Source organism: Kitasatospora sp. NPDC059146 (genome assembly GCF_042786665.1).
Lineage (GTDB): Bacteria > Actinomycetota > Actinomycetes > Streptomycetales > Streptomycetaceae > Kitasatospora.
The window spans coordinates 76,211-98,462 of sequence record NZ_JBHZCY010000001.1; the positions used below are offsets into that span (position 1 = coordinate 76,211).

Consider the following 22,252-nt stretch of genomic DNA (forward strand, 5'->3'; position numbering starts at 1 on the left):
CTCGGTCGTCCGGGGCCTCAGCCGTTGTCCAGGATCTTGAGCTCGGGGTGCGCCGTGCCGCCCTCGATCGCCGTGGAGGCGATGTGCGAGGCGACCCGGGGGTCGACCGGGTCGTTGGCCGGGTCGTCCAGCACCCGCAGGTGCTCGTAGGTGGTGGCGCGCTGCGCCGGGACGCGGTCGGCGGCGCGGATGAGGTGGATCAGCTCGGTGAGGTTGGAGCGGTGCTTGGCACCGGCCGCCGAGACGACGTTCTCCTCCAGCATCACGGAGCCCAGGTCGTCGGCGCCGTAGTGCAGCGACAGCTGTCCCGCCTCCTTGCCGGTGGTGAGCCAGGAGCCCTGGATGTGGGCGATGTTGTCGAGGAACAGGCGGGCGATCGCGATCATCCGCAGGTACTCGAAGACGGTGGCCTGGGTCGAGCCCTTGAGGTGGTTGTTCTGCGGCTGGTAGGTGTACGGGATGAAGGCGCGGAAGCCGCCGGTGCGGTCCTGCACGTCGCGGATCATCCGCAGGTGCTCGATCCGCTCGGCGTTGGTCTCGCCGGTGCCCATCAGCATGGTGGAGGTGGACTCCACGCCGAGGCCGTGCGCGGCCTCCATGATCTCCAGCCAGCGCTCGCCGGACTCCTTGAGCGGGGCGATCGCCTTGCGCGGCCGCTCGGGGAGCAGCTCGGCGCCGGCGCCGGCGAAGGAGTCCAGGCCCGCCTTGTGGATCCGGGTGATGGCCTCCTCGATGGAGACGCCCGAGATCCGGGACATGTGCTCGACCTCGGAGGCGCCCAGCGAGTGGATCACCAGCTGGGGGAAGTCGGCCTTGATCGCCGAGAAGGCGCGCTCGTAGTACTCGACGCCGTAGTCCGGGTGGTGGCCGCCCTGGAACATGATCTGGGTGCCGCCCAGCTCGACCGTCTCGGCGCAGCGGCGCAGGATCTCGTCGAGCTCGCGGGACCAGCCCTTGTCGCTCTTCGGCGGCACGTAGAAGGCGCAGAACTTGCACGCCGTCACGCAGACGTTGGTGTAGTTGATGTTGCGCTCGATGATGTACGTCGCGATGTGCTCGGTACCCGCGTAGCGGCGGCGGCGCACCGCGTCGGCGGCGGAGCCGAGCGCGTGCAGCGGCGCCGAGCGGTAGAGCTCCAGCGCCTCCTCCGGGGTGATCCGGCCGCCGGCGGCGGCCCGGTCGAGCACGGCCTGCAGGTCGGTGCTGGACGCATCGAGGGTGGTCGCTGCGAGCTCGGTCACCTGGCGGCCTTCTCTCTCTCAAGTGCAACTCGGGTACGGCCGAACCAGCCTACGCCAGGCCTTTCGGACGCCCGCGTCAGCCCGCTGCACTGCGCCTCGACCCGTCCCACCGGGCCGCCCGCAGCGACCCGCCACCGAACCGCACCGACCCGCTACCGACCCGCCGAACCGGTCCTGCGCAAGGTGCCGGCCGGGTTCCCGGCGGCCGGGTCGGCGGAGGTGAAGCGGATCGTCCCGTCGGACCGCAGGCTCAGGGTCTCCGTGTTGGAGCCGCCGGTGCAGGCACCGGGGAGGGAGGAGCGCACCAGCCGGGACCGGAACACCAGCTCGGTGCCGGAGACCGACGTGAGCGTCCAGGCGCCCTCGCAGCTGATCGAGATCAGCCCGGAGACGCCATTGTGGCTGGTGGTGGCCTCCTGGCCGATCGCCGCCTGGCGGACGGTGAGCGTGGTGGTGCCGCCGGGCAGCCCCTTGTCGGTGACCATGTCGCCGCTCCAGGTGCCCAGGAACGCCGCGGGCACCGCCCCCGGCCCACCCGTCCCGGACGGCGGGGCCGCCCCGGACGCCGCCGTGGAAGGAGACACCGGCTCGGAGGGCGACGCCCCCTCCGTCCCACCCGGCACGAAGGCCCCCGGCGACGCGACGGCCTGGCCCGGGTCCACGGACGGCACGGGCAGCGGCCCCAGGGTCGGCACCGACACCACCGGCTCGGACGGCCCGGTCATCGCGTACCACCCGTACCCGGCGCCCCCGAGCACCGCGACCACCAGCACCGCCGCCACCGCGGTTCCTGCCCGGCGGCGCCGACGGGCGAGCCCCTGCTCCTCCCCCGTCCCGGCCGGGTAGCTGCACAGCGGCAGCGGCCCGTCCCCCTCCCCTTCTCCCGACGCCGACTCCGACGCCGACTCCTGCGCCGACGCCGACGCCGACGCCCACGTCGACGTGTACGACGCGTCCGACGCGTCCGACGCGTCCGGCGGCGCCTCCCCCTGCGCCCCCTCCAGGTCCAGCAGCTCCACCGCGCTGCGCCCCACCCCGGCCGCCAGCGCCGGCGGCAGCCAGTCGCCCCGCCCGAGCAGGGCGGCGGCCGCGCCGTCCGGGTCGAGGCGGGCGGCCAGTTGCCGCGGGGTGGGCCGGGCGGCCGGGTCCTTGGCGAGGCAGTCGAGGACGACCGCCCGCAGCGCCTCGGGCAGTCCGGTGACGTCCGGTTCCTCGTGCAGCACCCGGTAGAGCAGGACGGCCGCGCTGACGTCCGCTCCGAAGGGGTGGACCCCGGTGGCGGCGAAGGCCAGGACGGCGCCGAGCGAGAAGACGTCCCCGGCCGGTCCGGCCGGCTGCCCGTTCGCCTGTTCGGGCGACATGAAGCCGGGTGAGCCCACCACATAACCCGAACGGGTGAAACCACTGGTCGCGTCCAGGGCCCGGGCGATCCCGAAGTCGATCAGCCGCGGGCCGTCCAGCGTGAGCAGCACGTTGGAGGGTTTGACGTCGCGGTGCACCAGGCCGAGCCCGTGCACATGGGCGAGTGCCCCGGCGAGCCCGACGCCGAGGGCGCGGACGGCGGCCTCCGGCAGCGGGCCGTGTGCCCGGACGGCGTCGGCGAGTACGGGGCCCGCGACGTAGCCGGTGGCGACCCAGGGCTGCTCGCCCTCGGTGTCGGCGTCCAGGACGGGGGCGGTCCAGGCACCGCCGACCCGTCGGGCGGCGGCCACCTCCTGCCGGAACCGGGCGCGGAACTCGGCGTCGTCCGCGAGTTCGGCCCGGACCACCTTGACGGCGACGGTGCGCCCGCCGGCCGTCCGGCCGAGGTAGACCCGGCCCATCCCGCCCGAGCCGAGCCGCCGCAACAGCCGGTAGGCGCCCACCTGGCGCGGATCGTCCGACCCCAGTGCCCGCATGCCCCGCACGCTCCCCTCGCCCACCCCGCACCCGCGCGGGACCCCGCCGGACGCACCTCGGGAGCAGACCGTACCGGGCCGGACCGACCCGCCGCCCGGCTCGCCGCCCGACCCGCCCGCAGGCCGGACCGACGGCCCGACCGCCGCGCCCCGCCGGACCAGCGCGAACACCGTCCGCACCCCCGCGAACGCGCCGTCCACACCCCCGCGAACGCGCCGGCCGCACCCCACGCGAAGGGGCCGGCCGCACCACCACCATGGTCCGGCCGGCCCCTCCCGCGGACGGCGGGACGGAGGCGGACCCTACGGCCCGACCGGCAGCGCCGCCGGCTCCAGCAGTCGCACCGTCACGTCCGGCGCGAAGCCGCTGTCGTGGGCGACCCGCCGGGCGAACTCGGCGACCCCGGCGAGCTGCCGCCCGCCGAGCGAGAAGTCGAGCGCCTCGCTGAAGTACCGCTCCAGCACGTCCGCCCCGATGGTCTCCCAACGGGCGGCCTGCTCGGCCACCTTGGCGGCCTCGACCAGCGAGAGGTCCCGCGACTCCAGAAAGGCCCGGTGGACGGCCGCGGTGAGCTCGGGGCAGCGTTCGGCGAACTCGCGGCGCACGGCCCAGACCGCGAAGACGAACGGCAGTCCGGTCCACTCCTTCCACATCTCGCCGAGGTCGTGGACGGTCAGCCCGAGGTCGGCGGCCTGGCCGAGGTAGGCGCGCAGGGCCGGGTCGCCGATCAGGACGGCGGCGTCGGCCTCGGCGAGCATCGCGCTGAGGTCCGGGGGGCAGGTGAAGTAGTCGGGGCGCACGCCCTCCCGCTCCTCCAGGAGCAGGCGGGCGAGCCGGACGGAGGTGCGGCTGGTGGAGCCGAGGGCGACCCGGCGGCCGTCGAGGTCGGCGAGCGGCACCTTGCTCACGATCAGGCAGGACATCACCGGGCCGTCGCTGCCGACCGCGATGTCGGGCAGGACCAGCAGGTCCTCGGCGTTGCGCAGGTACTCCACGCAGGTGATCGGGCCGATGTCGAGGGAGCCGCCGACGAGCTGGTCGCTCAGCTTCTCCGGGGTGTCCTTGGTGAGGTCGAGGTCGAGCAGGTTGCCGGTCCTGGCGAGGCCCCAGTAGAGGGGGACGCAGTTCAGGAACTGAATGTGGCCGACCCTCGGCCTGACCGGGGTGGTCTCCTGGTGCTCGGGCTCCCGCGTTTGTCCGTCCGGTGCTGCCACTGCGGCGCTCCCTTGCTGTTCGTGCGCTTCCCCACGGCGCTGTTCGTGCGTTTCACCGCAGCGTATGCCTGCTGTTCGCGACGGCTCGCACCGGCCACCCGACACGCGCGCGGGCGCTTCCGGACCGGCGCGCGGGCGCCTCCCGGCGGACTCGTGCGGGCCCCCAACACGCCTGCCCGCGCCCGTAACCAGCCCCGTCGGGGGGCCTACGACACGCGTCGTCCGAAGGGCAAGTGACCCCTGGTCGTCACAGCGGCCGCATGCTAGCGTTGCCCTCAGTTGCAGTTTGATTCCCCTTGCAGTACTTGAAGCCTGCGGAGCATGTAACCGCGGGCTTTTTGTAGTTTTTCAGCAATATCGAAAAACTTCGGACTCGTCCGGAGGCAGGGCGATCAGCGCAGCGGACCGGGGACCACACGGTGTGGCCCCCGACACGCATCGCAAGGAGAACGGCATGGCTCAGGGAACCGTCAAGTGGTTCAACGCTGAGAAGGGCTTCGGCTTCATCGCCCAGGAGGGCGGCGGCCCCGACGTCTTCGTCCACTACTCCGCCATCAATGCGAACGGCTTCCGTTCGCTGGAGGAGAACCAGGCGGTCACCTTCGACGTCACCCAGGGTCCGAAGGGCCCGCAGGCGGAGAACGTCACCGCCGTCTGATCATCCTCTGATGTTCTGATCGCTCGGGACCCTTCGGGTCCGCCGGCGGCTCCCGACAGCCGTCACCATGAGCACAAGAGCAGCACCCAAGGGGGCCTGCCCATCGCGGCGGGCCCCCTGCCTTTTCCCGGCAGACGGGGAGGGGCAGGAGAAGGCCGAAGGGCCCTCCCCCGCGAACCGGGAGAGGGCCCTTCGTGTCGCACCGATCGCACCGACGATCAAACAGCGTGCCGAGGATCAGGCAGCGCGATCAGGCAGCTCGATCAGCCGGCGCGATCAGCCGACGTACCGACGATCAGGCAGCGACCGGAACCGCGGCCTTCGGCGCGTCCTCCTCGTACAGGTCCCCGGAGGGGTTGTTGTACGCGGCCACGTCCAGGATCCGCTCCCGCGCCGCGACCACGACCGGCACGACCACCTGGCCGGCGACGTTGGTGGCGGTGCGCATCATGTCCAGGATCGGGTCGATGGCCAGCAGCAGGCCGACGCCCTCCAGCGGCAGGCCCAGGGTGGACAGGGTCAGCGTCAGCATGATGATCGCGCCGGTGAGGCCCGCGGTGGCGGCCGAGCCGACGACCGAGACGAAGGCGATCAGGATGTAGTCCTTGAGGCCCAGTTCGATGTTGTAGACCTGGGCGACGAAGATCGCGGCGACGGCCGGGTAGATCGAGGCGCAGCCGTCCATCTTGGTGGTGGCGCCGAACGGCACGGAGAACGAGGCGTACTCGCTCGGGACGCCGAGGCGCTCGGTGACGCGGCGGGTGACCGGCAGGGTGCCGACCGAGGAGCGCGAGACGAAGGCCAGCTGGATGGCGGGCCAGGCGCCCTTGAAGAAGTGCAGCGGGTTGAGGCCCGCGGCGAAGCGCAGCACCAGCGAGTAGACGACGAACAGCACCAGGGCGCAGCCGACGTAGATGTCGAGGGTCAGCGTGGCGAAGGGCTTGAGCAGGTCCCAGCCGTACTTGGCGACGGACTTGCCGATCAGGCCGAGGGTGCCGAGCGGGGAGAGCCGGATGACCCACCACAGCGCGGTCTGGGTCAGCTCCAGCACGGTCTCGCTGAGCTTGAGGACCGGCTCGGCCTTGGTGCCGAGCTTGATGATCGCGGCGCCGACCACGACCGCCATGAAGACGATCTGCAGCACGTTCACCTTGACGAAGGCGTCGACGATGTTGGTCGGGAAGATCCCGGTCAGGAAGTCGATCCAGGTGCCCTTGGAGTCGAGCGCCTTGAGGCCGTCGGTCTTGAGGTTGGTGCCCTGGCCGGGGTTGGTCAGCAGGCCCAGGCCCAGGCCGATGCCGACCGCGATCAGCGAGGTGATCATGAACCAGAGCAGCGTGCGGGTGGCCAGGCGGGCCGCGTTGGTGACGTTGCGCAGGTTGGCGACGCTCACCACGATCGCGGTGAAGACCAGCGGCGGCACGGCCAGCTTGAGCAGCTGGACGAAGATCTTGCCGATCGTCTCCAGGGTGGTGGCCAGCCAGGAGACGTCGGCGGCGCGGGCCAGGTAGCCGAGGCCGACGCCGAGCACGAGGCCGGCGACGATCTGCACCCAGAACGGTGTCTTGCGGATGCGGGTGAGCAGGGACGGCGACGAGGTCGCCTCGGGCGCTGTGGACATGGGGGTGCGACTCCGGGGGAGGGCGTTGCTGGCGGTGGGGCGGGGCGGAGGCGGCGGCACGGCTCGGGGCCGGACGGGGAGAGGTCACGAACCCCGGTCAGGGGCGTGCCGCCGCGATACAGCTCATGGCTGCGCAGCTCATGGCGCGACAACGGCGCGGGCTGTCCACAGCACCGTTCAGCGCACCCGGGCGGGCGGCGCCGGGCAGCGGGCCCGGGCCGTGCATCCGCAGTGCGTCTGAGGTGGTCACGGCCGATACGTTAGCAGTAAAGGTTTGAGATGTTCAAAGTACTTGTTTGAGATCGAGCCACGGCCACTCCCCACCCGGCAGTGAGATCCGGACACGAACGAAGCTGACGCCCCATCAGCCCCATCTTCCGGTCGGATTGACCGAACGGCAGTTATACGTATAACTTTGACGGCGTCCCCACCCTCCCCTGCCCTGACCGGAGAAGACCACCGATGGGCTACCTCGCCCTGCTCCGCGCCCCGCACGTCTCCCGACTCCTGCTCGGCACCCTGCTCGGCCGCCTGCCCGCCGGTATGACCGCCCTGGTGATCGCCCTCGCCCTGCGCGAGGCCGGCGTCCCGTACGGCCGGATCGGACTGGCCACCTCCGTGTACGCGCTCGCCGCCGCCGTCGGCGGGCCGGTGCTCGGCCGGATCGTCGACCGCACCGGCCAGCCGCGCGTCCTGCTCGCCTCCGCCGTGGTGGCCGGCGGCGGGTACGCGCTGCTCGCCCTCGCCCCCGGCTCCCCGCTCGCCGCGCCGCTCGGCGCCGCCGTCGCCGGCCTGGCGATGCCGCCGCTGGAACCCTGCCTGCGCTCGCTCTGGCCGAACGTGGTCGACGAGGAGCAGCTCGACACCGCGTACGCCTTCGACTCCGCCTCCCAGCAGATCCTCTACGTGGCCGGACCGCTGGCCGTGGCCGGGATCGCCGGCCTGTTCAGCCCGGTCGCCGCGCTCTGGGTGGCCGCCGGACTCGGACTGGCCGGTGCACTGGTGGTCGCCACCACCGCACCGGCCCGGGCCTGGCGCGCCCCCGCCCGCGACCACTCCGCCGGACTGCTCGGCCCGCTGCGCTCCCCCGGCCTGGTCCTGCTGCTGGTCGGACTCGCCGGGGCCGGCTGGGCGGTCGGCGCGCAGAACGTCCTGTTCATCGCCTACGCCGAGCAGCACGCCGACGGCCTGCCCGGCGGCGGGGGCACCCTGCTGGCGCTGGCCGCGCTCGGCGGCCTGCTCGGCGCGCTCGCCTACGGCATGGTCACCTGGCGGCAGAGCACCGCGACCCGCACCTGGCTGATGGCCCTCGCCATGGCCGCCTCCTACCTGCCGCTGGTCACCCTGCCCGGCCCGTACCCGATGGCCGCACTGGCCTTCCTCTCCGGCGTCATGCTGGCCCCGCTGCTGGCGGCCGCCTTCGTCCTGGTCGCCGAACTGGCCCCGACCGGGACAGTCACCGAGGCTTTCGCCTGGCTGGTGACCCTGTTCGCCACCGGCAACTCGCTCGGCTACGCGGTCTCCGGCCACCTCGCCGAGGGATCGCTGCGCCCGGTCGCGGTGTGCGCGGCCGGCGGGATCACCCTGGGCGGCCTGGTGCTGTTCGGCGCCCGGCGCTGGTTCCGCGGCGCGCCGGTGGCGCCGCTCGCCGAACCCGTCCCGGTGGGCTGACCCCCACCCCCACAGACGACTGCGCCCGCCGGGGTCTGGCCGGCGGGCGCAGTCATGTCCTCCGTTCGTTCGGTTACGGCGATCAGCTGTGGCGGCCCCGACGACCCCAGGCGATCACCGAGAACAGCACCCCGCTGCCGAGCGCACCGGCCGCGAGCAGCAGCGGGAGCATCCCGTTGCCACCGGTACCGGGCAGCTGTCCGCCACCGTGGGTCCACGAGGGCGACGGGGTGTGCGTGGACGTGCGCGTGTGCGTGTGCGTCGGGGGTGTGCGTCGGCGTGCCGGGCTCACTCGTGGTCGGGCTCCCGCTCGGCGACGGGCTGTGGGTCGGGCTCGGCGAGGCGGACGGAGACGGCGACGGCGACGGCGACGGCGCCCCGGTCGGGGAGGGCGAGTTCGTCGGCGAAGGCGAGGGCGAGCTCGCCGGCACCACCCCCATGTCCAGGTCCAGGTCCCGCCGTCCGCCCTCCAGCCGCACCGTCTGGGTGATCCCCGCCGCCGGGTCGGCGTCCGAGTCCAGCGCCGGGTCCGTACCGGCGTGGCGCACGGTGGCCTTCGCCCCGTCCGGGATGGTCGTCAGGCCGAAGCGCACCGCGTACTCCCCGTCCGGCAGCTTGTCGAACAGGTAGTGCCCGCTCGTGTCGGTGGCGGTGGTGACGGGCTTGCCCGTCCGGTCCCGGACCGGCTGCCCCGTTCCGTCCAGCAGTGCGACCCGTACGCCCGGCACGCCGGCGGCGCCGGGCTTCTGGCTGCCGCTGCCGTCGCGGTCGAGCCAGACGAAGTCGCCGAGCGCATTGTTCGGCAGGACGGGGGCGGTCACGCCGACGCCGACCTTGGCGGGCTCGGCGGGCAGCAGCGGACTGCCGCCGGAGTCGGTGGCGGTGTAGGCGAAGCTGTTCCAGGCGAAGTCGGCGTTGCCGGCGTCGACCGAGGCGACCATCGGCCAGGTCAGGGTGAACACCCCGCCGGGCGCCAGGGTGCCGGGGCGGCGGACCCGGAACCAGGTGGTGGTGGCGGGTGCCGGGAAGGTGCTGCTCCACCGGGCGCCGGGGTCGCAGGGGCCGGGCACGGTGATGGCGCCGGTGACGCACGGGTCGGGCGAGGTGGTGTACTCGATCACCACGGTCGGGTCGCTGGAGGTCAGCGGCTGGTTTCACTCATTGGGACCATCCCGGCAGGGCGGCAGCACGAGCGGCCGTCAGGTCGCTTCCGGGTTCGGGACCTGGGACGGGTTCGGGACTTAGGACGGGGACGGAGCCGGGGCCGTCGAGGAGCGCAGCACCAGCGAGGTGGCCAGCGGCGCGACCGGTTCCACCCGCTCACCGGCCAGCAGTCCGGCGAGCGCGGCCGCCCCCGCCCGGCCCAGCTCCTCGCCGGGCAGGTCGACGGTGGTCAGCGGCGGGGCGAGCAGCCCGGAGACGGCGACGTTGTCCATACCGACCACCGACAGGTCGTCCGGCACCCGCAACCCCCGCTCGGCGGCGGCCTGGTAGACCCCGGAGGCGACCACGTCGTCGTCGCAGATCACCGCACGCGGACGGTCCGCCCGTTCCAGCAGCTCCCCCGCCACGCTCCGCGCGGCTGCGTGACCGTCGTTCAGGCTCACACCCAACTCCACTACGTCCAGGCCGAGTTCACGCACGGCCTGTTCGAAGGCGGCCTGCCGGACCCGGAACGTGTACGCGGCGTGGGTGGACCGCAGGTGCCCGATCCGGCGGTGCCCCAGAGCGGCCAGGTGCTCGACGGCGGCCCGCATCCCGCCGGCCACGTCGAGCTCGACGGTCGGGCGCGCCCGGTCGGTGCCGGGGTCGGCGTCCAGGAAGACCGCGGGGGTGTCCGACGGCAGCTCGCCGAGCTGGCTGTCGTCCGGGGAGCAGATCAGCAGACCGTCGAAGCGGCCCGCGGTGGCGGCCTCGGCCAGGGTCGCGCTGCCCCAGCCCGAGCTGACCACGACCGCCAGGCCGTGCCGGCCGGCCTCGTGGTGGACGCCCTCCAGCACCCGGCCGAAGAACGGGCCCTGGAGGTTGGGCACGGCAAGCATGATCATTCCGCTGCGGCCCAGCCGCAGCTGCCGGCCGGCGGCCTGCGGGCGGTAGCCCAGGCTGCGGGCGGCCTCACGGACCCGCGCCCGGGTCGCCTCGGAGACCCGGCGACCGGCCTCGGCGCCGGAGAAGACCAGCGACACGGTGGCCTGGGAGACCCCGGCCAGCCTGGCCACGTCCCGCCCGGTGGGCCTGCGCACGGGCGCCGGCCACGTCCCGGCGGCACGCCCGGTGCGGGTGCCGGTACCGGCGTCGATCTCGGTCTCGATCTCGATCTCGGCGCCGGTGTCAGTGCCGATGCCTGTGCTCGGGTGCGGATCGGCGGGTACCGCGGGCACGTTCGGCACGGCGGGACGCGCCCCGGGTCAGCTCTGCCGGGAGGACGCCGCGCGGGCGGCGTCGTCCGCGGCGTCCTCCTCGGCGTTCTGCGCGGCGATCCGGTCGGCGGTGCGGCTGCGCATCCCGGAGACCTTGGTGGTGATCTGGGAGGACATCTCGTCGCGCTGCTTGCTCAGCAGCACGTAGCTGAGGGGCGCGGAGGCGATCGCGGCCAGCAGGAACAGGAAGATCATCCCGGACTCACCGCTCACCGGGATGACCTGGAAGTGCCCGAGCAGCAGGGCGACCAGCAGGCAGGCGAGGAAGATGCTGGCCCGCATGGAGGTGTAGCGGAGCGTGGCGTGCGACTTCTGCGGGCCGTTGCTGCTCACTGGGACACATCCTTCTGGTTCGAGCCGGGGCGGGTCTCCCAGTCAAGCATGCCTGACACCGGGCGCGGGCCAGGGGGCCGCCGTCCCTCCTCGACGGCCGGTCGGCGCAGGTCCAGCCACATGGTGACGTCGTCGCGGTCGTCCCCGGGGGCGACCCGGATCGCGGCCCGCACCCGGCCCACCTCCCGGTAGCCGCAGCGGGCGTAGAAGCGCTCCAGCCCCAGGCCGCCGCGCGCGGTGAGCCGCAGCGACTCCAGGCCCCAGGCGCGGGCGACCCGCTCGGCCTCGGCGAGCAACTCGGCACCGTGGCCGAGGCCCTGGAAGTCGGGGTGCACCATGACCCGCTTGAGCATCCGCCAGTGCTCCATCGGCGCGAAACGCATCGACGCGAAGAACAGCACCCCGACCAGCCGGCCGGTCGCGCTCTCGTGCGCGACCAGGAGGCGGTCGGGGCCGTCCGGGGCGAGCCCGGCGAACTGACGGTCGGCGGTGTCCCAGACCTCCTCCTCGGTGACCGGGGCCACGAAGCCGACCGCACCGCCGGCGTTGGTCACGTCCGTCCACAGCCGGACCACGGCGGTGCGCAGGTCGGGGTCGGGCTTCGGGTCGAGAGTGAAGGTGAGCGCCATGAATGCGGAGCCTAGCCCTCCGCTCCGACGGGCCGGACGGCCATGGCGGCCCGTACGGCCGGATCAGACGCACGTCTGAACCGGGCGGACGCGTCCTGTTGGACGGACGTCCGATCCAGACGCACGGGCGGGCCGGGCACATGGGCGGATCAGACGGACGTACCTGTCAGACGGACGTCCGTACCCGGCCCCCGCACCGCCGGACGGACGTACGTGCCAGACGTACGTCCGTCCCATCCGCCCGCCCCTCCCCGCGCGCGTCCCCGCGCCCCTCAGGACAGGGCGGGCACCGCCCGGTCGCCCGACCGCCCGGTGCGCAGCGCCAGGCAGAGTCCGACCGCGACCGCGCACAGCGCGCCGGCGCCGTACCAGGTGAGGTCGTAGTTCCCGAGCGCGTCGCGGGCCAGCCCGGCCAGCCCGGCGACGACGGCCGCGCCGATCTGGTGGGCGGCGAGCACCCAGCCGAAGACGATCGGGGCGTCCTCGCCGAACTGCCGACGGCAGAGCGCGACGGTCGGCGGCACGGTCGCCACCCAGTCCAGGCCGTAGAAGACGACGAAGGCGAGGATCGGCGGGTGCAGCGAGCCGGCCAGCAGCTGCGGCAGCAGGAGCAGGGAGACGCCGCGCAGCCCGTAGTAGACGGTGAGCAGCAGCCGGGAGTCGACCCGGTCGGTGAGCCAGCCGCTGAACACGGTGCCGACCACGTCGAACACGCCGATCAGGGCGAGCAGGCTCGCGGCGGTGGTGACGGGCATGCCGTGGTCGTGCGCGGCCGGGATGAAGTGGGTGCCGACCAGGCCGGCGGTGGTGGCGCCGCAGATCGCGAAGGAGCCGGCCAGCAGCCAGAACTGCCGGGTGCGGGCGGCGTCGCGCAGCACCCGCAGTGTGCGGGCCAGGGCGCGGCCGTCCCGGGCCGGCTCGGGCGGGGCCTCGGTGGCGCCGTACGGGAGCAGGCCGAGGTCGGCGGGGCGCTCGCGCATCAGCAGCAGGACGGGCACGGCGACGGCGCTGGCCGCGAGCGAGACCACGACCACGGCCGAGCGCCAGCCGTGCTGTTCGACCAGCCAGGCGCCGACCGGCAGGAAGACCAGGTTGCCGGCCGCCCCGGCGGCGGTGAGCACTCCGGTGACCAGGCCCTGGCGGGCCTGGAACCAGCGGCCGGTGATGGTGGTGGCGAAGGCGCCGGCCATCGAGCCGCTGCCGAGACCGACCAGGACGCCCCAGCAGAGGATGAGCTGCCAGGGCTGGCGCATCAGCATGGTGAGGCCGGCGCCGACCGAGATGGTGAGCAGCGCGCAGACCACCACCAGGCGCACGCCGAAACGGTCCATCAGGGCGGCGGCGAAGGGGGCGGTGAGGCCGTAGAGGGTGAGGTTGACGGAGGTGGCGCTGGCGATCGTCGCGAGCGACCAGCCGAACTCGTTGTGCAGGGCGTCCATCATCAGGCTGGGCGTGGAGCGGAAGCCGGCCGAGCCGAGCAGGACCAGCAGGGCGACGGCGGCCACCACCCAGGCGTAGTGCACCCGGGGGCGCCGGCCGGGGGCGGGTATCGGGACGGTGGGGGGCGTGGAGGCGGCGAGGGCACTGCGTTCGGTCACGTGGACGAGTCTCCCGGGCGGGCGCCGCCCGGACGAGTGGCCCGAATGACAGCTTTCGCAAGAATCGGGCCACGCCCGGCGCGTACCCTGGCCCGGACCCCGCACCGCCCGCACGCCCGCCCGCCCGCACCGCCCGCCCGCACCGCCCGGCCGCACCGCCCGGCCGCACCGCCCGGCCGCACCCCGGGCGGGCCCCGGGCGGGCCCCCTGGAAAGGAACGGCATGACGCACCTCGTCGCGGTACTCGCCCTGCGGGGTGTGATCGCCTTCGAACTCGGCATCCCCGCGCGGATCTTCGGCAACGCCAAGGACGGCTCCGGCCGGCCGCTCTACCGGGTGGCCACCTGCACCCTGGACGGCGGACCGGTCGCCACCAGCGCCGACTTCCGGATCTCGGTCGACCACGGGCCCGAACTGCTGGAGCGGGCCGACACGGTGGTGGTCCCGGCCTCCCACGACGCCGCCCCGGACGGCGCGGACGCCGCCTTCACCCCCGAACTGGCCGCCGCCCTGCGGCGGATCCGGCCCGGTGCCCGGCTGATGTCGATCTGCACCGGCTCCTTCCTGCTGGCCGCCGCCGGTCTGCTGGACGGCCGCCCGGCCACCACCCACTGGCGCTACACCGAGCGCTTCGCCCGGGCCTTCCCGAAGGTCCGGCTGGACCCGGACGTGCTCTACACCGACGACGGCGACGTCCTGACCTCCGGCGGGGTGGCCGCCGGGGTGGACCTCTGCCTGCACGTGGTGCGCCGCGACCACGGCAGCGCGGTCGCCAACGCGGTGGCCCGCAACTGCCTGGTGCCGCCCTGGCGCGACGGTGGCCAGAAGCAGTACGTGGAGGCCCCGAGCCCGGTGGAGACCGGGGGCGCCGGCACCGCCGCCGTGCGCGCCTGGGCGCTGGAGCACCTGGACGGGCCGCTGCCGTTGAACCGGCTCGCCGAGCGGGCGGGCATGAGCGTGCGGACCTTCACCCGGCGCTTCCGCGAGGAGACCGGCGCCAGCCCCGGCCAGTGGATCACCACCCAGCGCACCGAGCGGGCCCGGCAGTTGCTGGAGCGCACGGACCTGACGATCGACCAGGTCGCCCGGGAGTCCGGTTTCGGCACCGCCGCCTCACTGCGGTTGCAGCTGCGCGGCCGGCTGGACGTGGCCCCGAGCGCCTACCGGCGTACCTTCCGGACCGCCCCGCTCTGAGCAACGGCCGCACCGGGACGGGCGGGTGGAGCCGCCTGGCCGGAATTCGATCGTCCGGAGCGGGCACCACGGACGGCGGCCGGCCGCCTGCGCGCCGAGCGCAGCGTGCCGGGCCGCCGTCCGATCACGGCGCACGGGCCCTGAACCCGCGCCGGGCCCTCCGCACTCGCCGAGGAGCCGTCCGCGACCGGCAGTCCACGATCCCCCCTGCTGACGCGATCCCCCTGGACAGCAGCACCGTGACGGCGGACGGACGTTCCCTCGGCGTCCCCTCGCAACGGGAGCCGCACCCAAGCGTGATCAGTCGGATACGTCACGTCAATGGCTAGTCCGAAATTCGGAATGGTTGCGTCAGCTTTCGGCCGGTGATCGCCTTTCGGCCGGTGAGCGCCGCCGGAGGCCGCCACCGCGCCGGGTCCGCTCAGTTGCCGCGCCGGGTCCGCCCGGTCACTGCGCCAGGGCCGCCCAGTCCACGCCCGCCATCGGATCGACCGGCCGCGCCCCGGCGCCGATCTCGCACCAGACCCGCTTGCCCGAACCGTCCGGGTACCAGCCCCAGCGGTCGCAGAGCAGCTCGACCAGTTCCAGTCCGCGCCCGTTGGTGGCGTCCTCGTCCGCCCCGGCGTGCCGGGGGGCCGGGGCGGCCCGGCTCGCGTCGGCCACCTCCACCCGCAGCGGGCCGGGCGGGACGTCCTGCGCCGGGCCCTCGGCCACCGGCAGGCAGAGTCTCAGCACGGCCGGACAGCCGGTGTGCACCACGGCGTTGGTCACCAGTTCCGAGACCACTAGCACCACCGTCTCGGCCATCGGCGCGTCCGGGTCCACCCCGTGGTTCAGCAGCCGCGAGCGCACCCACCGCCGGGCCCGGCCGACCTCGGCGGGGTCCGCCTGCACCGCAAGCTGTACCTGAAGAACCTGCACCGCTCCACCACCTGCACTCGCAGTTCGGCCAACGTCCCGATCGGGCCGGATCAGCCGGCCGGCGGGGCCCTCGCACTTCGCCCGGTGCCACCCGGGACCACCGGTGCCACCTGGGACCGCCCGGGACCACCGGGGCCACCCGGTGCCCGCTCGGGCACTCGCCGACCCGTCCGCCCGCGCCACTCGCCCGCGTCAACTCGTCGGTCGTACAACGACCGCGACACGAATACGCCTCAGGATGGGTGGGCGGACGGACCGCAGCAAGCGCTTCGGGCATATTCCGGCGATCGGGGGACAGGGCAGTGCATACTGTCCCGCTCACTCTCGCGAGCCTCGCACCGGCACTCGTCCGGCCCGGGCCGACGCCGGTCCCGCGGGGCCTGTTCGGACCCGCCCTGGGCGGGAACCTACCGCCGGACGCCCCCGCCGCCCCGCCCGCCACTCGCGAACCACCCGTACGACATATGTCCAGCGGGTCTCGAACAGCGGCATCGGCATCATCATCGGCGACGGCGACGGCGACGGCGACGGCGACGGCGGCAACCGCACCGGCACCGGCACCGGCACCGGCACCGACGGCGGCGAACCACGAGACCGGGTTCCGTTCTTGCCCGAATCCCTCCCGCCGCGGACCGGCCAGGGGATACCGTTGGGTAACGCCAGCGAACCGGTCAGGAGGGTGGTTCTCGATGGCCACCCCGGACGGGATCCCGCGCTGGGACGAGCAGTTGCAGCGTCGCCTCGCCCGCGGCGAGGAGACCGCGCTCGGCGAACTGTACGACCGGCTCGCCCCGATGGTGCACGGCCTGGCAGGCCGGATACTCGCCGACCAGGCGGCCGCCGCCCAGCTCACCCGGGAGGTCTTCGCCCACGTCTGGGAGCACCCCGGGGACTTCGACCCCGCCCGGGGCTCGCTGCGATCCTGGCTCGGCGCGCTCACCCACCGCCGCGCGGTCGAACGGCTGCGGGCGCGCCGCGGCGCCGAGCTGGCGCCGGAGCACGGCGGGGCGGCCGAGCGGGAGATCCGGGCCGTCGCCACCGCCGCGCGCATGCAGTACGTGGTCGACTCCCTGCCCCAACCCCTGCGTGAGACCATCGCGGTGACGTACTACGACGGCCGTACCTACCAGGAGACGGCCCGACTGCTCGGCATCAGCGAGCAGGCCGCCAAGCAGCGGATGCGGCTCGGCCTGGAGCTGCTGGCCACCGAACTGGCCGACGAACGCGCCCGCCAGGAGCACGGGGACGGGAACGGGGGCAGGTGAAGGTGAGCGTGCGAACCGTCGAGAGGTGCGCGGGCGGATGAGCGAGGAGCGGCACGACGCCCTGCGCTCGCTGCTCGGTGCCTGGTCCCTCGGCGCCTGCCCGCCGCGCGAGGCCGCCGAGTTGGAGCAGCACCTGCCGGCCTGCCCGGAGTGCGCCGACGAGGCGGACCGGCTGCGCGAGGCGGCCGGCTGGCTCTCCCTGGACGAGCCGCTGGACCAGCCCGGTTCGCTGCGCCAGCAGGTGCTGGACTGGTGCCTGGCCAGCCGCCCGGCCGAACTGCCCGTCCCCGCCTGGGGGATGCCGTACACCGCGGAGACCGCCAAGCTGGACGCACTCCTGCGCGACCTCGGCCCGGAGGAGTGGCAGGAGGTGGCCGAACTGCCGTGGCACGGCGGCACCGAGCTGCTGCGCCCGGCCGAGGTGCTGGGCCGGCTGACCGCGGCGGACGGCTTCCTGGCGCTCGCCCTCGGCCTGCCCGACCCGGTGCCGGCCGCCGCCGGACCCGGGCCGGTCCCGGGCGCGGAGCGGCGGGTGCCGCCGCAGGAGGCGGGCGTCCCGGCGCCGCGGGTGCCCCCGCAGGGCGGCCGGTACGCGGCGGACGCGGCGCGGACCGCCCGGCTGCTCGCCGACCAGGCCGGGCTGCCGCCCCGGTCGGTGCGCGCCCGGTGGCGGCAGCAGACCCACGACCTGGTGCGCAGCGCCGCGCTGGCGCCGCAGGGCAGCACCCCGGTCGACCTCGGCTTCGCGGTGCTGCCGCTGCGCGACGCCTTCGTGGAGCGCGCCCTGGAGTGCTTCGTGCACGGCGAGGACGTGGCCCGCGCGGTGGCCTACCCGTACGCTCCGCCGGCGCCGCAGCACCTGCGGCAGATGGTGGAGCTGGTGGTCCGGCTGCTGCCGCGGGCGCTGGCGGGGCTGCGCGCGGCGCGGCCCGCGCCCGCCGGGGCGCCGTCCGGGGACGGTCGGACCGTTCGGCGGGTGCGGCTGGTGGTGGACGGTCCGGCGGCCGGCGAGTGGCTGGTGCCGCTGGACGGCGGACCGAGCGGACCGGCCGGTCCCGCCGGATCGACCTGGTCGGCGCGGTCGGCCGGTCCCGCCGCCGGGGAGCCGGTGGCCTCGATGGTGCTGGACGGCCTGGAGCTGTGCCAGTTGGCGGCCGCGCACCGGGACCCGGACCGGCTGCCGGTGGGCGAGCACGGCGACCGGGCCGCGGTGCGCGAGGTGCTGCACGCGCTGCCGCTGCTGGCGCGGCCCTGACCCGCCCCGGGGCGGCTACGCGAAGACGACCGTCCTGGTCCCGTCCAGCAGCACCCGGTGCTCGCTGTGCCACTTGACCGCGCGGGCCAGCGCCTGGCACTCGACGTCCCGGCCGAGCGCGACCAGCTGGTCCGGGCTGATGTCGTGGGTGACCCGGGCCACCTCCTGCTCGATGATCGGGCCCTCGTCGAGGTCGGCGGTGACGTAGTGCGCGGTCGCACCGATCAGCTTCACGCCGCGGGCGTGCGCCTGGTGGTACGGCTTGGCGCCCTTGAAGCTCGGCAGGAAGGAGTGGTGGATGTTGATCACGCGGCCGGACAGCTCGGTGCACAGCCGGTCGGAGAGCACCTGCATGTAGCGGGCCAGCACGACCAGTTCGACGTTCTCCTTCTCGACCAGGTCGAGCAGCTGCCGCTCCGCCTCCTCCTTGGTGTCCCGGGTGACCGGGATGTGGCGGAAGGGGACGCCGTAGCTCTCGGTGAGGTCCTGGAGGTCGGTGTGGTTGGAGACCACCGCGGCGATCTCCACCGGCAGGGCGCCGATCCGGGTGCGGTAGAGCAGGTCGTTCAGGCAGTGCCCGAACTTGCTGACCATGAGGACGATCCGCATCCGCTGCTCGGTCGGGTGGATCTGCCAGTCCATCCCGAAGGAGGCGCCGATCGCGGCGAAGCTGGCCCGCAGCTTGTCGGCGGTGACCGGCTCGGGGGCGGAGAAGTGCACCCGCATGAAGAACAGTCCGGTGTCCCCGTCCCCGAACTGCTGGCTGTCGATGATGTTGCAGCCGGTCATGAAGAGGTAGCTGGAGACAGCGTGGACGATGCCCTGCTTGTCGGGGCAGGACAGCGTGAGGACGTACTGGGCGCTGGCCGGCTGCTGTTCCACTGCGGGTATCCCGTTCTGAACTGGTGACGTGCGTGAATGGTCCAGCGTGTCACATCCTGGACAGCCGCCGCCCCGCTGCCCGTACTGCGGGACGGCACCGGCCGGTGGAACGGCTCAGACCTGGGTGAGGATGCGCAGCACGTCGAGGGACTTGGGCGTCGCGTCCGGGTCGTCCCCGTCCCCGGTGGCGAGGGCGACGTGCGCCTCGCGGGCGGCCCGGACGGTCTCGGGCCAGCCGGGGTGGCCGAGGTAGGCGGAGGCCGGGGCGTCGGCGCCGACCTCGTGCAGCATCTGGACCGCGCGCAGCACCGCGACGTCGACCAGGGCGGCCTCGGCGGAGTCGCGGAAGATGGTGCCCACGTACTTCTCGGCGGACCAGCGGTCCAGCCAGGTGTCCTCGACCAGCCGGTAGACGGCGTCGGTCACATCGCCGTAGCCCTCCCGGCCGGTGAGCCAGGCCTCGTGCTGGAAACCGGGGTCGGACAGCATGTGCAGCGCCGAGCGGAGTCGGGCTCGCCAGCGCCACCAGGGCAGGTCGTTGAGCGGCATGCCGCCCATCGTGCTGGAGCGGTGGCCCGGACGAGAAGGGTTTCGGGTGGACCGGTGCGAAGAATCTGTGCTGGCGGACATGGTGAACGATCGTACGTTCCCCGTCTGTTCGTGCTCCACTCGCGATCTACACGCGTACCGCCCCGGATTTCGGCGTCCGTTGGCCGGGCGTTCACATTTCGTCCCTCTCGGCTTGTGGCTCCGGGGCTTGGCTGTCCCCCGGTGCGCCGGATGGCGCCCCAGAGAGGGAAGACCGATGACCCGCCGAAGGGACTCGTCCCGGGCCCGTCCCACGATCAGCGGACGCCGCCCGCGCCGCCCGATCGCCGCCGCGGTGACCGCCGCGGTGCTGTTCCCCACCCTCTTCTCGGCCTCCGCGTGCGGCGGACCGGCCGGAGCCTCCACCGGCGCCGACGACCTGACCGTGATGACCTGGGCCCCGTCCGGCACCGGTTCCGCGGACCGTCCCGGCATGACCGCGCTCGCCGAGTCGATCGGCCGGGACGTCAACGTCAAGGGCGGTCTGAGCGGCCACCGGCTGCACGTGATCACCTGCAACGAGCACAACACCGCCGACGGCGCCAAGGCCTGCGCCCAGCAGGCGGTGGACGCCAAGGCGGTGGCCGTGCTCGGCTCCTACAGCCAGTGGGGCGACGCCTTCATGCCGATGCTGGAGCGCGCCGGCATCCCGCTGATCGGCGGCTACGGCCTGTCCCAGCCCGAGTTCTCCAGCCCGCTGTCCTACCCGGTGGACGGCGGCATGCCCGCGCTGATCGCGGGCAGCGGCCGGCAGTTGGTCGACGCCGGCTGCAAGGCCGTCTCGCTGATCCGCCCGGACACCCCGGCCGGCGACAACCTGCTCGGCTACCTCGGCAACGCGCTCAAGCCGGCCGGCATCAAACTGCTGGACGTCAAGGCGCCCGAGCAGTCCTCCGACTACAGCCAGGTGGTCCGCAAGGCGATCGGCAGGGACGACCCGGGCAACTGCGTCACCAGCGCCCTGGCCGCCGAGCCGACCAGCAACCTGCTGGACGCCTACCGGCGGCAGAACGTGAAGAACACCCGGATCGCCTCGGTGATCGGCAGCGTCCAGCAGTCGGTGGTCGACTCCACCGGCGGCGACTCCGGCCCGCTGGCCGGCGCGTTCGTCACCAGCTGGTACCCGCCGGAGTCGGCCAAGTCCTGGGACGGGCTGCGCGCGGTGGTCCGCTCCCAGGCCACCGACGGGAACGCCATCGACGTCTCCGACCCGGGCGTGCAGACCACCTGGGTCGCCTACGAGGTGTTCCGGGTGGTGGTGGAGAAGCTCGCCGCGGCCGGCAGGCCGATCGAGGCGAAGTCGATCGACGCCCTGCTGGACAGCGGCGAGGGCATCGACGTCGGCCTCACCCCGCCGCTGAACTGGGGCACCACCAACATGCTGCCCAGCACCGAGTCGCCCCGGCTGGTCAACACCTGGGTCACCTACCAGGTGGTCAAGGGCGGCCGGATGACCTTGCAGCAGCCGGGCTTCGTGGACGTCCGCTGGGTCCTCACCGGGGCCCGCAGCCCGTCCTGATCCCTCCTCCCCGCACCGCTCCCCGCACCGCTCCCCGCACCGCACCGCGTGCGGCACACGGACGGACGGGCCCCGCGCGGGCCCGCCCTCCGGTGTTCCGGGGGTCCCGCTACAGGTCGCCGTCGCCGCGGCTGGGCAGGCCGGTCTGGGTGGCGATCGCGTTCCACAGGGTCGAGGCCTGCTTCTTCGCGGTGGTGGCCGTGCCGCTGGCCTGCACGGCGTTCTTGTAGTGCTGATTGCCGGTGTCCGGCTTCTTCGGGTCGCAGGAGGACTGGGCGTCGGTCGCCCAGGCCGCGTACTCGTCGTCGGCCTGGGCCGAGGCCGTCCAGGCCGCGTTGAGCTGCTCGACCAGCTGCTGGCCGCCGGGCAGCTTGTCGGTCTTCAACTGGCCGAGCTTGGTCTGCAGCTCGCGCCGCTTGCCGGCCGCGGCGGCCAGCGCCTGCTGCGAGTCGGGCAGCTTGTCGCACTTCTGCACCGAGGCGACCGCCGAGACCACCGCGCTGCGGCTGTCGCTCGCGGTGCCCAGCAGGTCGGACAGCGGCTGCGCCTGCGCCTTGGCCTCCGGGTCGGCGGCGGCGCCGGAGCCGCTCGCGCCGGCCGCGCCGGTGGCGGTGCCGCCGGTGGCCGCGACCGGGGCGGTCTTCTGGCCGCTCTTGGTGGTGTCGTCGCCGCCGCTCATCAGCACGGCGACCAGCACGCCGGCCGCCGCGAAGCCCGCGACCACGCCGCCGATGACCAGCTTGTTGGAGGAGCGTCCGCCGCGGCCGCCGCGCCCCGCCTGGGTGGCGTCCTGGTCGGGCCGGTAGCCGTCCGACCCGTAGCCGCCGGTGGCATAGCCGTCGGTGGCGTAGCCGTCCGGCTGGGGGTAGCCCTGCACCGGGTAGCCCGCCTGGTGCTGCTGCTGGTGCTGCGGCTGGGTGGCCTGCGGGTAGCCCTGGTAGCCGGGCGCGGTCTGCGGCGGGACGCCGTAGCCGGGCTGCGGCGCCGGGTAGCCGCCCTGCGGGTCGCCGGCCGGGTACGGCGGCAGGTGCTGGGTCTCGGGGGCCGGCTGGGCCTGCTGCGGGGCGCCGTAACCGGCCTGCGGCGGTGCACCCCAGGCGGGCTGCTGGGGGGGCATCGCCTGGGTCGGCGGCGCCTGCGCGCCCTCGCCGAGGTACTCGGGCTGCCCGGACGGCCGGCCCACCGGCGGCACGGCCGTGGGGCCCTGCTGCTGGCCCGGCTGGCCCTGGGGCTGGCCGGGCTCGGGGCGGAACAGGTCGTCCAGGTTGAAGTCACCCGAGTTGTACGAGCGGCGCTGACTCAACGCGATTCCTCACCTGTGCAGGACCGCGCACTGGCGGCGGA

General features: G+C 74.0%; 18 protein-coding genes and 1 pseudogene. 6 read left to right on the top strand and 13 right to left on the bottom strand.

What is annotated here, in order from left to right; genetic code table 11:
* Positions 1-17 precede the first annotated feature (17 nt).
* From mqnC to ACFXPX_RS00395, 3 genes are all read right to left on the bottom strand, one after another.
* Entirely contained in the window at positions 18-1,241 is a 1,224-nt protein-coding gene (gene mqnC, locus ACFXPX_RS00385; RefSeq protein WP_380590738.1) for a cyclic dehypoxanthinyl futalosine synthase, read from the bottom strand.
* A gap of 152 nt (positions 1,242-1,393) precedes the next feature.
* The gene (locus ACFXPX_RS00390) at positions 1,394-3,139 is read right to left on the bottom strand and encodes a serine/threonine-protein kinase (RefSeq protein WP_380638874.1); all 1,746 of its coding nucleotides are present in this window, start codon (positions 3,137-3,139) and stop codon (positions 1,394-1,396) included.
* Between the two features lie 303 nt (positions 3,140-3,442).
* The gene (locus tag ACFXPX_RS00395; RefSeq protein WP_375888937.1) at positions 3,443-4,354 is read right to left on the bottom strand and encodes a menaquinone biosynthetic enzyme MqnA/MqnD family protein; all 912 of its coding nucleotides are present in this window, start codon (positions 4,352-4,354) and stop codon (positions 3,443-3,445) included.
* A gap of 454 nt (positions 4,355-4,808) precedes the next feature.
* Between ACFXPX_RS00395 and ACFXPX_RS00400 the strand changes: the two genes are divergently transcribed.
* Positions 4,809-5,012, top strand: a complete 204-nt coding sequence (locus tag ACFXPX_RS00400) for a cold-shock protein (RefSeq protein ID WP_030287184.1) — start codon at positions 4,809-4,811, stop codon at positions 5,010-5,012.
* 295 nt (positions 5,013-5,307) lie between these two features.
* Here ACFXPX_RS00400 and ACFXPX_RS00405 read toward each other — a convergent pair whose 3' ends face one another.
* Positions 5,308-6,633 carry a dicarboxylate/amino acid:cation symporter gene (locus ACFXPX_RS00405; RefSeq protein WP_380521836.1) on the bottom strand — a complete coding sequence of 442 codons (1,326 nt, stop codon included), beginning with the start codon at positions 6,631-6,633 and terminating at the stop codon, positions 5,308-5,310.
* A gap of 462 nt (positions 6,634-7,095) precedes the next feature.
* Between ACFXPX_RS00405 and ACFXPX_RS00410 the strand changes: the two genes are divergently transcribed.
* The gene (locus ACFXPX_RS00410) at positions 7,096-8,304 is read left to right on the top strand and encodes an MFS transporter (protein ID WP_375888930.1); all 1,209 of its coding nucleotides are present in this window, start codon (positions 7,096-7,098) and stop codon (positions 8,302-8,304) included.
* Between the two features lie 443 nt (positions 8,305-8,747).
* On the opposite strand, the pseudogene ACFXPX_RS00415 reads toward ACFXPX_RS00410, so the two are convergent.
* The 5 genes and pseudogenes from ACFXPX_RS00415 to ACFXPX_RS00435 form a co-directional block, all read right to left on the bottom strand.
* Positions 8,748-9,245: pseudogene (locus ACFXPX_RS00415) on the bottom strand (SdrD B-like domain-containing protein); the annotation flags it as partial.
* Between the two features lie 300 nt (positions 9,246-9,545).
* Positions 9,546-10,685 (bottom strand): LacI family DNA-binding transcriptional regulator, encoded by a 1,140-nt coding sequence (locus ACFXPX_RS00420; protein WP_380638876.1) that lies wholly within the window; start codon positions 10,683-10,685, stop codon positions 9,546-9,548.
* A gap of 27 nt (positions 10,686-10,712) precedes the next feature.
* Positions 10,713-11,057 (bottom strand): DUF4229 domain-containing protein, encoded by a 345-nt coding sequence (locus ACFXPX_RS00425; protein WP_375888924.1) that lies wholly within the window; start codon positions 11,055-11,057, stop codon positions 10,713-10,715.
* Positions 11,054-11,686, bottom strand: a complete 633-nt coding sequence (locus ACFXPX_RS00430) for a GNAT family N-acetyltransferase (protein ID WP_380638878.1) — start codon at positions 11,684-11,686, stop codon at positions 11,054-11,056. Before ACFXPX_RS00430 ends, ACFXPX_RS00425 begins: the two co-directional genes overlap by 4 nt.
* Positions 11,687-11,958: 272 nt before the next feature.
* The gene (locus tag ACFXPX_RS00435) at positions 11,959-13,284 is read right to left on the bottom strand and encodes an MFS transporter (RefSeq protein ID WP_380521839.1); all 1,326 of its coding nucleotides are present in this window, start codon (positions 13,282-13,284) and stop codon (positions 11,959-11,961) included.
* A 222-nt stretch (positions 13,285-13,506) separates the two neighbouring features.
* Here ACFXPX_RS00435 and ACFXPX_RS00440 point away from each other — a divergent pair, with 222 nt between their 5' ends.
* Positions 13,507-14,478 carry a GlxA family transcriptional regulator gene (locus tag ACFXPX_RS00440; RefSeq protein WP_380521841.1) on the top strand — a complete coding sequence of 324 codons (972 nt, stop codon included), beginning with the start codon at positions 13,507-13,509 and terminating at the stop codon, positions 14,476-14,478.
* Positions 14,479-14,925: 447 nt separating this feature from the next.
* Here ACFXPX_RS00440 and ACFXPX_RS00445 read toward each other — a convergent pair whose 3' ends face one another.
* Positions 14,926-15,399 carry an ATP-binding protein gene (locus tag ACFXPX_RS00445; protein WP_375888915.1) on the bottom strand — a complete coding sequence of 158 codons (474 nt, stop codon included), beginning with the start codon at positions 15,397-15,399 and terminating at the stop codon, positions 14,926-14,928.
* 689 nt (positions 15,400-16,088) lie between these two features.
* Here ACFXPX_RS00445 and ACFXPX_RS00450 point away from each other — a divergent pair.
* Both ACFXPX_RS00450 and ACFXPX_RS00455 read left to right on the top strand, forming a co-directional pair.
* Positions 16,089-16,664 carry a sigma-70 family RNA polymerase sigma factor gene (locus ACFXPX_RS00450; protein ID WP_380399131.1) on the top strand — a complete coding sequence of 192 codons (576 nt, stop codon included), beginning with the start codon at positions 16,089-16,091 and terminating at the stop codon, positions 16,662-16,664.
* Between the two features lie 37 nt (positions 16,665-16,701).
* Positions 16,702-17,919, top strand: coding sequence for a zf-HC2 domain-containing protein (locus ACFXPX_RS00455; protein ID WP_380521843.1), 1,218 nt, complete (start codon positions 16,702-16,704; stop codon positions 17,917-17,919).
* Positions 17,920-17,934: 15 nt separating this feature from the next.
* Here ACFXPX_RS00455 and purU read toward each other — a convergent pair whose 3' ends face one another.
* Positions 17,935-18,801, bottom strand: coding sequence for a formyltetrahydrofolate deformylase (gene purU / locus ACFXPX_RS00460; protein ID WP_380521845.1), 867 nt, complete (start codon positions 18,799-18,801; stop codon positions 17,935-17,937).
* A gap of 114 nt (positions 18,802-18,915) precedes the next feature.
* The gene (locus tag ACFXPX_RS00465; protein WP_375888906.1) at positions 18,916-19,431 is read right to left on the bottom strand and encodes a hypothetical protein; all 516 of its coding nucleotides are present in this window, start codon (positions 19,429-19,431) and stop codon (positions 18,916-18,918) included.
* Positions 19,432-19,606: 175 nt separating this feature from the next.
* On the opposite strand from ACFXPX_RS00465, the gene ACFXPX_RS00470 reads away from it, so the two are divergent.
* Positions 19,607-20,908 carry an ABC transporter substrate-binding protein gene (locus tag ACFXPX_RS00470; RefSeq protein ID WP_380638880.1) on the top strand — a complete coding sequence of 434 codons (1,302 nt, stop codon included), beginning with the start codon at positions 19,607-19,609 and terminating at the stop codon, positions 20,906-20,908.
* Between the two features lie 109 nt (positions 20,909-21,017).
* Here ACFXPX_RS00470 and ACFXPX_RS00475 read toward each other — a convergent pair whose 3' ends face one another.
* Positions 21,018-22,211, bottom strand: coding sequence for a hypothetical protein (locus ACFXPX_RS00475; protein ID WP_380638882.1), 1,194 nt, complete (start codon positions 22,209-22,211; stop codon positions 21,018-21,020).
* Between the last annotated feature and the right edge of the window lie 41 nt (positions 22,212-22,252).

Excerpts from the sequence above, each read along its gene's own strand:
- ACFXPX_RS00390 (WP_380638874.1), bottom strand. The coding sequence starts at position 3,139 with ATGCGGGCACTGGGGTCGGACGATCCGCGCCAGGTGGGCGCCTACCGG.
- ACFXPX_RS00400 (WP_030287184.1), top strand. The coding sequence starts at position 4,809 with ATGGCTCAGGGAACCGTCAAGTGGTTCAACGCTGAGAAGGGCTTCGGC.
- ACFXPX_RS00405 (WP_380521836.1), bottom strand. The coding sequence starts at position 6,633 with ATGTCCACAGCGCCCGAGGCGACCTCGTCGCCGTCCCTGCTCACCCGC.
- ACFXPX_RS00410 (WP_375888930.1), top strand. The coding sequence starts at position 7,096 with ATGGGCTACCTCGCCCTGCTCCGCGCCCCGCACGTCTCCCGACTCCTG.
- ACFXPX_RS00430 (WP_380638878.1), bottom strand. The coding sequence starts at position 11,686 with ATGGCGCTCACCTTCACTCTCGACCCGAAGCCCGACCCCGACCTGCGC.
- ACFXPX_RS00440 (WP_380521841.1), top strand. The coding sequence starts at position 13,507 with ATGACGCACCTCGTCGCGGTACTCGCCCTGCGGGGTGTGATCGCCTTC.
- ACFXPX_RS00450 (WP_380399131.1), top strand. The coding sequence starts at position 16,089 with ATGGCCACCCCGGACGGGATCCCGCGCTGGGACGAGCAGTTGCAGCGT.
- ACFXPX_RS00455 (WP_380521843.1), top strand. The coding sequence starts at position 16,702 with ATGAGCGAGGAGCGGCACGACGCCCTGCGCTCGCTGCTCGGTGCCTGG.
- ACFXPX_RS00465 (WP_375888906.1), bottom strand. The coding sequence starts at position 19,431 with ATGTCCGCCAGCACAGATTCTTCGCACCGGTCCACCCGAAACCCTTCT.
- ACFXPX_RS00470 (WP_380638880.1), top strand. The coding sequence starts at position 19,607 with ATGACCCGCCGAAGGGACTCGTCCCGGGCCCGTCCCACGATCAGCGGA.